We start from the raw sequence: 10,621 nt of genomic DNA, 5'->3' as shown, positions 1-10,621 counted from the left end.
ACACTGTCCGAATTGCGCGCCGGCCACGAGCCGATCCGCACGCTGGTCGCGCTTCTTGCACAGCGCCCGAACGCCAGCGACGGTGGCCCGCAGGGACAATTAGCCAGTCTGCCGATGATCCGTCTTGCCCTGGATATGACACCCATGCTCTCGGCAATTTACGTCGGCTTCGCCGATGGCGGGTTATTTTCCGTCCGCCGGCTGGACTTCGCCGCCGTGCGGCGCGCGGAACAGGCGCCCGATGGCTCGGCCTACATGGTACGGATCACGACGCCGGGCAAGCATAGCGACAGTGTCCGCTTCTACGACGAGGAGCTGGCACTGTTATCTACACGTGCCAGCGTCAGGCACAGCGCCAACGAGTTGCCCTGGTTTGGCGCTGCACTGAAACACCCCGGCCTGCTTCGAACCACTGCCTTCACGCTCGAATCGCGGGAAATCGGCTTTGCCATCGCCCAGGCGACGCCGGACGGCAAGGCTGTCGTCGGGGCCGACCTGGCGTTGAAGGATCTTTCGGCTTCCCTGTCACGCCAGCGGCCCTCGCCATCTGCGCAACTGGCCTTGACGGATCGCGCCGGCCAGGTACTCGCCGCCTCGCATGGCGCCTGGGCGAATGGTAATGATACGCCACTGAAACTGCCAACACTGGCCGGCATGGACATGCCCATCCTGGCGCAAACCTTATCCGATGGGGTAGCCAGCCGCACCCGGACGCTGACCAGCGCAGGACGCGATTGGGAAACGCTGCTTGTCGCGTCCGAACTCAACGACGGAGAACCGCTGTTCCTCGTCATGGCGGCGCCCCACGACGAACTGCTGGCCGGAGTGAAAAACTTGCGGCAGTATGCCCTGTTGTCGATGCTTGCCGTGCTGCTGGTTGCGGTGCCGGCGACGTGGTGGATCGCCCGCCGCGTTTCGCTCAGCCTGAGACATCTTTCGGCGGACGCGCGTGCCATTCGCCACTTCAATTTCGACGGACGCGATGCGCGATCCTTCGTGCTCGAAGTCGACGACCTCGCACAGGCGATGTCCGGGATGCGCTCGACGATCCGCCAGTTTCTTGAAATTGCCTCGCAGTTGTCCGCTGAGCGCCATTTCCAGCGCCTGCTCGACGGTCTGATCAGCCAGACAGTCGCCAGCGCACGTGCCGATGCGGGCGCCGTTTATCTTATGGATGGCGGTGGTGGCGAGTTGCATCCCGCCGCCTGGCAGAACGTGGACCTGGCCCAACTCATCAACGCACCACCGGCGGTAGCGCTGGTTGATCGGGACTTCGAGCATCCACTATGCGGCGCCTGTCATGTTGGAACAATGCGCTCCGGCCAGCTCCATGCCGCCTGGCTTCCCGCCGGGCTCGAATGGGTAGGAGCACGCTTTCCCGGCCAGAGCGTTGACTACCTGACCGTTCCGCTGGGCAACCGTGAAGGCCAGACCATCGGTGTACTCTTCCTGACCAAGTCAGCGAATGAAGCGGCTTTCAGTAGCGAGCAGGCTGCTTTCGTCAATGCCCTTTCCGGTACGCTGGCCGTGGCCATCGACAATCAGCGGCTGATGCAGGCGCAGAAGGCATTGCTCAATTCAATCATCAAAGTCATGGCCGGGGCCATTGACGCCAAGTCGCCCTATACCGGAGGGCACTGCCAGCGCGTTCCGGAACTGGCACTGATGCTCGCCGAAGCGGCCTGTCAGGCGGACAGCGGTCCGTTCCGCGATTTCGCCTTGAGCGAGTCCGAGTGGGAAACCCTGAATATCGCCGCCTGGCTGCACGATTGCGGCAAGTTGACGACCCCCGAATTCGTGGTCGACAAGGCGACCAAGCTGGAAACCCTGAGCGACCGCATCCACGAGGTGCGCACGCGTTTCGAGGTACTCAAGCGCGATGCCGAAATCAGCTACTGGCGTGGAATCGCCGAAGGTGGCGACGAGTCGGCGTTGCGCGCTTTGCGTAACGCTGAACTGACTTCACTTGATGCGGACTTCGCATTTGTCGCCGCCTGCAATATCGGTGGCGAAATTCTTTCCGAGGAATCCAGGGCGCGGCTCAGGCTGATCGCTGGCCGCACCTGGCGGCGCACCCTCGACGACCGGCTAGGCATCTCTCCGATCGAGATGCGGCGCAAGGAGCGCCTGCCGGCGCCGACGCTACCAACGCTCGAGTCGCTGCTTGCCGACCGCGAAGATCACCGCATCCTGCACCAGACTGTCAGCGAGCTGCCGCAAGACCTCGGGCTCAAGGCACCCGCCTACCGTCTCGACCTCGGCGAAGTGCACTGCCTGTCGGTCAGCCGTGGCACACTGACCGACGAGGAACGTTTCCTCATCAACAACCACATTGTCCAGACCATCATCATGCTGCGTGGACTGCCCTTCCCGGACTACCTGAAGAATGTTCCCGACATCGCCGGCAACCACCACGAGCATCTCGATGGCAGCGGCTACCCGCGCGGGCTGCATGCCGATGCAATGTCCGTGCAGGCGCGCATCATGGCCATCGCCGACATCTTTGAGGCGCTCACCGCGTCCGATCGCCCCTACAAGCCCGGCAAGCGGCTTTCGGAGTCGGTCGGCCTGCTGGCCGACTACGTGCGCATCGGGCACCTTGACCCTGACCTGTTCGAGCTATTCCTGCGCACGGGTGTCCACCTGCGCTTCGCCCAGCGCTTCCTTGACGCACCGCAGATTGACGAAGTCGATATTGACGCGGCGCTTCAGCGCGCCCGACAGCCGGCCTGAATCGAACGTTCAGAACGGACTGCACACGCCCCCACCCGGCAAGTTCAAGAGTGCTCATAAGCGCCCTTCGATAAGCATTGCTTGCTGGATGCAGGTTATCTTTGGTCATGTCATGAATCAAGGGAGTCTCGTTAGGCAATAAAATTCAGGCACACAACTTCATCCGGCCGTTGCAAAAAGTTATAAACCTTATATACTGTTTATTCCCTATAGTGATGTATGGAGTAAACTTCAATGTCCGGAAGCATAATCAAGTCAGTAACCGAAAATGAGCCTGAGTCGGCTATTGTGTCAAAGCCGGCGTCAGCAAAAACGGCGCACAAGGCTTCGGCCAGGAAGACCGCAGCCAAGCCCAGGGTGAATTCTGCTAAAACGGGGCCAGCCAAAAAAGAAGTAAAAGCCGCGCCGAAAAAGGCCCCGTCGCCTGCCGTGAAACCTGTTCCGGCAGCCAAATCCACCAATGCAGTCAAACCGAAAAAGGCGAAGCTTATTCGCGACAGCTTCACCATGCCGGACGCCGAGTATGCCTTGCTTGCAGAGGTCAAGCAGCGTTGCCTGGCCGGGGGTGTTGCCGCAAAAAAGAGCGAGGTGCTGCGTGCAGCATTCCTGTCATTCGCCGCGAAGTCAGATGCCACCCTGTTCAAAGCCATCAAGGCGCTGACGCCAATCAAGACGGGACGACCACCAAAACACGCGAAGCAGCCTTCGACCTGGCCATGAACCTGCGTTCGTGGACCGGTCCCGCGACATCGCGGATTGTGATCCCCTGAATGGAAGCATTTTTGCCCGCCTTGATATCCATCTGAAGGAGGCGCTCCATGATTACCGACGTATCGTTCTGGTGGTTTTTCCTCTGTCTGGCAAGCGGCCTCAACGTCCTCGCCTGGTCTGCCTCTGCACTGGTGTTCTCACGGCGACGTGGAACCCTGCACCCGGAAGTGTATGCCATGCGCCGGTTGCAGATTGTTCTTTCGGCCGGGTATGTTTTCGGCTGTGCGTTCCGTTCGGCGTTGCCTGTATTTGATGTGCCCAGAATGGTGTTGGTAGATTCCTGGTTATCCAGCGTAATCGTCGGGCGCTCCGTGGCGACCGTTGCCGAGCTTTGTTTCGTCGCGCAATGGGCGCTGCTGCTAGCGGAGATCTCGCGAGGTAGCGCATGTCGCACAGGCAGGATCGCATCGCTTGCACTGGTACCGTTGATCGCAATCGCAGAGGTGTTCTCCTGGTATTCGGTACTGACGACTTCAAATATTGGCCACGTCGTCGAGGAAACGCTCTGGGGTTTATGTGCGGCTTCACTGGTCGTCAGTCTGGCCATAGTCTGGCCGCATTGTCAGCGTGCGCTGCGCTTCATGCTGTCGTTTCTGTGCGCATTGGGCGTTGCCTATGTTGCCTACATGTTTCTGGTGGACGTACCCATGTATTGGGGAAGGTGGTTAGCCGATGAAGCCATCGGACGATCCTATTTCAGCATTGCTCAAGGGATTTCCGACGCCTCGACGCGCTGGGTGGTATCGCACCGATGGGAGCATTGGAGAAGCGAGGTGGTCTGGATGTCGCTCTACTTCAGCGTTGCCGTCTGGCTGAGCATTTCGCTGATCCATGCGCCCGACCTCAGACGAGTGTCCCAGCCTGGGTTGCGTGAGGCCCGTGCAGCATTGTTACGCTGATTTTCGGAGTTGGCACTGAAACCTTACGTGCATGTTGCACCAAAGCCAAGGTCGGTAAACACTACCGATTGAAGTCACAAGCAGAATAATCTGCTGCAGGCACAGCCGTCCAATACGTTCATCGTGAGCACAATGGCTCATATTTCGCTCCCGCCGCTGTCATCACACGGCAATAAAATTGAGGTAAAAATCAAGAGTTGCGATTGTCTCGGTGCGGGTTTCCCGCGCCGATATAACCTGATTCATCGACTTGGCGACGCCCGTCATCCACTGAGTTTTTCTATAGCGAGGATGCATCATGCGATCGTTTGGCAGTTGCCTGCTAGTTGCCTTTCTCAGTACTTTCTTGATCCCGGCGCACGCCTATTGGGGGGATGAAAGCTACGACCCCAACCCTTCCCTCTTTGATCTCGACAAGAATGCCCAGTTTGATGCAGTCGGGTTGCTGACTGCGGCTGTACTCGCCGGGAATAAATTGACGGTCATCAAAGAGAACTTCGAGAGTGGCTTCACCAATCGCCAAAAGCTAAGCAATTGGGTTGGTCTGGGTAGCACTCAGGCACGGTTCGGATTTGGTAACAGCCTTGATCAGATTCAATGGCAAAGTCGCATTGGCCAGGTTGATCCGAATAGCAGTCAGTTTGGCCTCACCCATCCGCACGGCACCTATGGCAATGCACCGGGAGTACTCGATAATCCGCGTAACTATGTCGTTGATCACTATTTCCTGAAAGGTAATTCTCAAAGTGCCACGTCTGGGCCAGGTTACTTTGTCATTCAATTCCAAACGCCGGTCAGTTTCATTGACTTTGCAGCGATCAATTACGCGGGCGAAACAGGAGGAACCGCAAATTTGACGCTTTGGAGCGGCGAATCATTGTCCAATGCCATCCAGGTCAGTAACTTGGGTAGTAGAAAGGCAACGATCCCGGCAGAAACACCCAGTGGAGACATCATCTACTTCATCGGGAATGGACAAGCAGCCATTGATCCCCCTCACACACGTCCGACATTCAATTTCGCTGTGTTGAGCATGGATACCTCAAACGCGCAGGTCGGATTCGACAATTTCACAGTTGGTATTGCACCTGTTCCCGAGCCGGAAATCTACGCCATGATGCTGGCAGGTCTGAGCCTACTTGGCCTAGTTACACGTCGCGGGAAGCATACGCGAGTAACCAGGGAAAGCAGCAGGGATTGAGGGCAAAAGCAGATGGGTCGCTTTACCTGCTCCAGTCCAGGCTGCGCTGCCAGAGTTCGTCGGCCAGCGCAAGGTTCATCGCTGCCGCACTCGGCAATATCGCCCTGCTGTCGGAGTAATAAAGGCCGGTTTCTAAAGCGGCCCCTTCGGCCAGGGCGCAATGCAGGGTGGTTTTGGCGCCTTGTTCCACTGACACCAGGCGCAATCGGTTCAGTGCGCGGAAAGGCCATGGCAGCGTGCGCCAAATGTCGGAGTCAACCACACCGGGGTGCAGGGAACTGGTCACCACGCCCGTACCCTGCAAATGTCGTCCGAGTTTAGCGCTGAACAGCACATTGGCCAGCTTGGAGACGCAATATTCCTTGACGGACAACACGCTGGCCGTCGGTTGTCGCACGGCATCCCAGTCAATGCCACGAACCCGGAGATGTGCCCGGCTGGCGACTGTGACGATGCGTGCCGGAGCGCTATCCTTGAGGCGTTCAAGTAGCAGTTGCGTGAGCAGGAAATGGCCCATGTGGTTCACCCCGAACATGAACTCAAAGCCTGACGTTGTGAGTCCGCGGGCACCTGCGAGCCCCGCATTGTTTACCAGCAGGTGCAGTGGCAGTTGACGTTCGAGAAAAGCCTTGGCGCACGTTCGTACCGATTCAAAGTCAGACAATTCCAGCGGAATCCACTCCGCGACGGCGGCAGGGTTCCCGGAACGAATTTCGTCAAGAACCGGCTGAGTGCGCTCCAAAGACCTGCAGGCGAGGAAGACTTGGAAGCCGTTGCGCGCGAGTTCCAGTGCTGTTACGCGTCCAATCCCCGTATTGGCCCCAGTGATCAGGGCGACGCGTGCCGCGAGCGACGATGGGTCACATTTGAAACGAATCATGGCGTTTTAACACTTTCTGATGATTGCAGCAGAGTTGACACTAAAGCAGTCATTTGCCAGCGACAAGTTCGATAGTTCTTTTCACGCCCGTTGTACAGCGTTTGGCTTTCGGCGCATGTCAGAAGATCATTCGGTAGACCCCGTTTTTCTTGGCTTTGAAGATACGCGCAGCCGTGACGCGTGTTGAAGCTTTTTTCACAGCCATTGAGCGCTTTGATCAACGCCAATAACAAGGGGCGCCACGGGAGCGCCCCTTTTCCATGCTTCCGACTGACGACTCAGTTGCGGGTTACCCGTGGCTGCGCCGTGTAATCAGGCACCGGCACCGGGCCGCCGTAAGCCTTGAAGTAGGCCTCCAGAGCATCGATATCGACAGCGCCGCCGAGGCGGTTGGTGCCCTTCTTGAACTCGATGTAGTTGTCGCCACCGTCGGCCATGAAGTTGTTCATGGTAATGCGGTAGCTGGTCGCCAGATCGATCGGAACGTTGTTGATCTTGATGCTTGCCGTGTTAACCCAGTTGCAGCCGGTGTTCTTGACGGCAGTACTGGTGTAAACCCAGCCGGACACCGGGGTGAACTCGTAGGTCAGGCTGGAGGAAGGCTGCATCAGGCGGTTGGCGTTCTGGGTACCACAACCGGTGAATTGCTGTTCAAGAACGTTCTTGAGCTGGGCGCCGGTCAGGGTCATTGTGACCAGGCTGTTGCCGAAGGGCTGAACGGTGAAGGCTTCGCCGTAGGTGACGTTGCCGTCGCCTTCGGTGCCGCTCTGGGCGTAGATGAAGCCGGGGTTGCGCACGCCGCCCGGATTCATGAAGGCCACCACGGCGCCGCCGAACTGAGCCGGTGCGGTTGCTGCCAGTTGCGAATCGGCGATGACGAAGCCGGCCTTCTGGCGACCGACGGAATCGGCGCTGTTCGGCAGATCGCCGGCGATCGAACCAATGACGCGGTTGGCCAGCGGGGTGGTCAGGTTTTCGTAGTTGGCAATCAGATTATTGAGTCCGGCGTTCGCCACGATATCGGCGTTGTTGCGGAAGGTGATGGTATTCCAGGCCGAGACGCCGACCGGTTTGCGCGTGGTGCGATCGATGGTCAGGTCGATTTCGGTGAGGACGCGGCCGAATGCGTTGGTGCTGGTGACCTTGACCGTCTTGCCGACGGTGTTGAATGGCGCGGCGGTGCCGATCGGCAGGTCGCAGTTGTAGACGGCGTGGGTGTGGCCGGAGACGACAAGATTGACGGCCGGGTCGAGACGGGCAACGATGTCCTGGATCGGGCCGGAGAAGCCGGTGCAGTTGTTGTAGCCGGCGACCGTGCTTGGGGTGACGCTCTGGAAACCGCCTTCATGGATGCTGACGACGATGGTTTCGACACCGCTGTTGCGCAACTGGCGGATCAGGGCGTTGGTCGAGTCGGCTTCGTCCTTGAACTCGAGGCCGGCGACGCCGGTGGGGGTGACGATGGTCGGCGTACCTTCCAGTACCAGGCCAATGAAGGCAATTCGAACGCCATTGACGATCTTGATCTGGTAGGCCGGGAACAGCGTCTTGCCGGTGTCGGTTTCGACCACGTTGGCCGACAGGAACTTGAATTTGGCACCTTCGAAGGGATTCGGCGTACCGACCACGTCGCCCTGGCAGGTGTGGAGAGCGTCGGTCGGGTGGCAGCCGCCATTCTGCATGCGCTTCAGTTCCTCCTTGCCTTCGTCGAATTCGTGGTTGCCCACGGCATCGTAATCGAGGCGGAAAGCGATGCTGCCATCGTTCTGCAGGCCGAGGCGGTTCATCGCCTCGATCGTGCCTTCGTCGTGGAAGAGTGCGGAAACCAGCGGACTGGCGCCGATCAGGTCGCCGGCAGAAAGGATCACGGTATTGGCTAGATTCTTGGCGCGCATCGCAGCGATGTAGCCGGCGAAGTAGTCGATGCCGCCGACCGGGACACCGGGCGTACCAGCCGTGCAGGAGTTGATCAGGCAGCCGGGGGAACGCAGGTTGCCGTGGAAGTCGTTGAAGCCGATGATCTTGACACGGGCATAGCGCTTGATGTCGTAAGCGGCTGCGGCAGCCTGAATCTCTGCAACCTGGGCGCTGTTGAGCAGACCGGCGCTGACCTGATTGGTCAGCACGTCATTGACATGCGCCAGCCAGGCTGTCTGGCTGGCATAGCTGCCTTCTTCCTTGATCAGGTCGTTGATGGTGCATTTGCTGGTTCCGGCAGCGCCATCGGCGTCGAGGTTCGGCACGCCGGTGGGCAGGTGGCCGATGGTAACCACGGCCTGTCCATTGGGCACGGCGCAAACCGGTACGGCTATGACTGCATGAGCACAGCCAGCGCTAAGGGCCAGGCCAAGAAGAGAAGCAATGAGTGTAAGTTTCATCATCGGATTCCTTGTGTATCAGACGTCAAGGGAACGGCGGCGGGCAATCGTACCGACGATGCCGAGACCGACCAGCAGCAGGGCCCAGGATTCGGGTTCGGGGACGGCAACGACGGACATCGAGCCGAAGCCGCCACCATACGGTGAATCCGTAGCGATACCGGTAATCGTGTAGTTGCCGGCGGCGAGGTTCCAGTTGCCTTTGCTGAAACGGCTGTCGTTCAACGCAGTGGCGATGTCGAAGATCGCTTCTGTTTCTTGGGCAACCGGTGCCGAAGTCAGGCCGAGGGAAACGCCATTGGCAGAAATGTTGAAGCGGTCTCCACTGAATCCGAGATCAATAACGCTCAGGATGCTTGACTGTGAAAGGTTGAAAGTAAAACTTTTTTCCAGGGTATTGAGGTCATAAAGTGAAGAACCGGCTCCGTCGAAATCAAACTCGAACCAACTGCCATCAGTCGGTACTGTAACGGCGTGGGCATTCAGCGAAAGGGCAGCGATGGCTGCAGTAAGCAGGGTACGGACAGGTTTCATGGCGTCTCCGGGAAGTTGATTGGGCAGAAGGCTGGCCTTCGCCAGCTTGATCAAACCATACCCGTCGACTATTAAAATCAGTCGAGCCTCGGACTAGTCCATTCGAATCATGGTGCCACAGTACTTGATGGGTGCTTCTATCAGGTGTCAAGCCGGTGACTTAGCCGGTTTTTCATCAGATTTGTATGAATCTTCTCAACAATTTGTCTGCATCAACGGGGGAGATACGGCACAATCCGTTCTCTTCAATGCGCTGAAACGGATAACCCCGGAGAAGAGTCGGCAAGTGGCACGCTCGTCGTGCTTGCACGCTGTTACACGGTTCAGCCATGGGTTAACCTGATACTAAAAGCAAATTCGCAACATATTCATTACCAGCAAGGAAATCGAAAATGAAACTTCTCATCACCGGCGGCGGCGGTTACATCGGGAGCCACGCCTGCATCGAGTTCATGGCAGCGGGATACGAGCCGCTGGTCGTCGAAAATTTTTCCAACTCCCACCCGGAAGCGCTGCGCCGCGTCGCCCGGATCGCCGGTCGGCCACTGACGCTGATCGAGGGCGATATACGCGAGCGCAGTTTCATGCGCAGCGTGTTTGCCGCCCACGAGATCAGCGCCGTAGTTCATTTTGCCGGCCTCAAGGCGGTTGGCGAATCCGTTGCCAAGCCGCTCGCCTATTACGACAACAATGTTTACGGCAGCCTTGTGCTGTTTGAAACGATGGCCGAGTTCGCCGTCAAAACGCTGGTTTTCAGCTCGTCGGCAACGGTCTATGGCGATCCGCACACGGTACCGATTCGTGAGGATTTCCCGCTCTCGGCGACCAACCCCTACGGGCGCAGCAAACTGATGATTGAAGAGATCCTGCGCGATCTGTGTCGCGCCGATGCGACCTGGCGAGTCATGATGCTGCGCTATTTCAATCCGGTCGGCGCGCACCCCAGCGGCCAAATCGGCGAGGATCCCGATGGCCTTCCGAACAATCTGATGCCCTTCGTCAGCCAGGTTGCCGTGGGGCGACTACCCGAGTTGCGCGTTTTCGGCAACGACTATCCAACCCCGGATGGTACCGGTGTTCGCGATTACATCCATGTCGTCGATCTGGCGCTGGCCCATGTTGCGGCACTGCGCGCGCTGGTCTCACGTGAAGGTCTGCTGGCCGTCAATATCGGCACCGGGCGCGGCTACAGCGTGCTCGAAATGATCGAGGCCTTTGCCCGAGC

At 58.5% G+C, this 10,621-nt stretch carries 9 protein-coding genes; 5 read left to right on the top strand and 4 right to left on the bottom strand.

Annotated features, from left to right (window positions below; all coding sequences use genetic code 11):
* Window positions 1-2,733: HD domain-containing phosphohydrolase (locus tag JNM42_RS12545; protein ID WP_294270312.1), on the top strand; the 2,733-nt coding region annotated here is incomplete at its 5' end.
* 200 nt (window positions 2,734-2,933) lie between these two features.
* Here the strand turns inward: JNM42_RS12545 and JNM42_RS12540 are convergent.
* Window positions 2,934-3,242 carry a hypothetical protein gene (locus tag JNM42_RS12540; RefSeq protein ID WP_294270309.1) on the bottom strand — a complete coding sequence of 103 codons (309 nt, stop codon included), beginning with the start codon at window positions 3,240-3,242 and terminating at the stop codon, window positions 2,934-2,936.
* Between JNM42_RS12540 and JNM42_RS12535 the strand changes: the two genes are divergently transcribed.
* The 3 genes from JNM42_RS12535 to JNM42_RS12525 all read left to right on the top strand — a co-directional run bounded on the left by JNM42_RS12535 (window position 3,241) and on the right by JNM42_RS12525 (window position 5,604).
* Entirely contained in the window at window positions 3,241-3,453 is a 213-nt protein-coding gene (locus JNM42_RS12535) for a hypothetical protein (protein WP_294270304.1), read from the top strand. The genes JNM42_RS12540 and JNM42_RS12535 overlap by 2 nt on opposite strands.
* A 98-nt stretch (window positions 3,454-3,551) precedes the next feature.
* The gene (locus JNM42_RS12530) at window positions 3,552-4,403 is read left to right on the top strand and encodes a hypothetical protein (protein ID WP_294270301.1); all 852 of its coding nucleotides are present in this window, start codon (window positions 3,552-3,554) and stop codon (window positions 4,401-4,403) included.
* A 298-nt stretch (window positions 4,404-4,701) separates the two neighbouring features.
* Entirely contained in the window at window positions 4,702-5,604 is a 903-nt protein-coding gene (locus JNM42_RS12525) for a PEP-CTERM sorting domain-containing protein (protein ID WP_294270298.1), read from the top strand.
* Window positions 5,605-5,626: 22 nt separating this feature from the next.
* On the opposite strand, the gene JNM42_RS12520 is transcribed toward JNM42_RS12525, so the two are convergent.
* The 3 genes from JNM42_RS12520 to JNM42_RS12510 form a co-directional block, all read right to left on the bottom strand.
* The gene (locus JNM42_RS12520; RefSeq protein ID WP_294270295.1) at window positions 5,627-6,484 is read right to left on the bottom strand and encodes an SDR family NAD(P)-dependent oxidoreductase; all 858 of its coding nucleotides are present in this window, start codon (window positions 6,482-6,484) and stop codon (window positions 5,627-5,629) included.
* Between the two features lie 278 nt (window positions 6,485-6,762).
* Window positions 6,763-8,865, bottom strand: a complete 2,103-nt coding sequence (locus tag JNM42_RS12515) for a bifunctional metallophosphatase/5'-nucleotidase (RefSeq protein ID WP_294270292.1) — start codon at window positions 8,863-8,865, stop codon at window positions 6,763-6,765.
* Window positions 8,866-8,880: 15 nt separating this feature from the next.
* Window positions 8,881-9,396: an FxDxF family PEP-CTERM protein gene (locus tag JNM42_RS12510; protein WP_294270288.1), complete on the bottom strand. Its 516-nt coding sequence runs from the start codon at window positions 9,394-9,396 to the stop codon at window positions 8,881-8,883.
* Between the two features lie 392 nt (window positions 9,397-9,788).
* Between JNM42_RS12510 and galE the strand changes: the two genes are divergently transcribed.
* Window positions 9,789-10,621 (top strand): UDP-glucose 4-epimerase GalE (gene galE / locus JNM42_RS12505; RefSeq protein WP_294270284.1); only part of this gene is annotated, 833 nt, incomplete at its 3' end.

Origin of the sequence: Propionivibrio sp., assembly GCF_016790145.1 — a bacterium.
GTDB lineage: Bacteria > Pseudomonadota > Gammaproteobacteria > Burkholderiales > Rhodocyclaceae > Propionivibrio.
The sequence above is the reverse complement of the archived record's forward strand: the minus strand, read 5'-3'. Positions and strand labels throughout refer to the sequence as shown.

What these genes read in the sequence shown, in the direction of transcription:
- JNM42_RS12535 (WP_294270304.1), top strand. Translation starts at nt 3,241, where the DNA reads ATGCCGGACGCCGAGTATGCCTTGCTTGCAGAGGTCAAGCAGCGTTGC.
- JNM42_RS12540 (WP_294270309.1), bottom strand. Translation starts at nt 3,242, where the DNA reads ATGGTGAAGCTGTCGCGAATAAGCTTCGCCTTTTTCGGTTTGACTGCA.
- JNM42_RS12530 (WP_294270301.1), top strand. Translation starts at nt 3,552, where the DNA reads ATGATTACCGACGTATCGTTCTGGTGGTTTTTCCTCTGTCTGGCAAGC.
- JNM42_RS12525 (WP_294270298.1), top strand. Translation starts at nt 4,702, where the DNA reads ATGCGATCGTTTGGCAGTTGCCTGCTAGTTGCCTTTCTCAGTACTTTC.
- JNM42_RS12520 (WP_294270295.1), bottom strand. Translation starts at nt 6,484, where the DNA reads ATGATTCGTTTCAAATGTGACCCATCGTCGCTCGCGGCACGCGTCGCC.
- JNM42_RS12515 (WP_294270292.1), bottom strand. Translation starts at nt 8,865, where the DNA reads ATGATGAAACTTACACTCATTGCTTCTCTTCTTGGCCTGGCCCTTAGC.
- JNM42_RS12510 (WP_294270288.1), bottom strand. Translation starts at nt 9,396, where the DNA reads ATGAAACCTGTCCGTACCCTGCTTACTGCAGCCATCGCTGCCCTTTCG.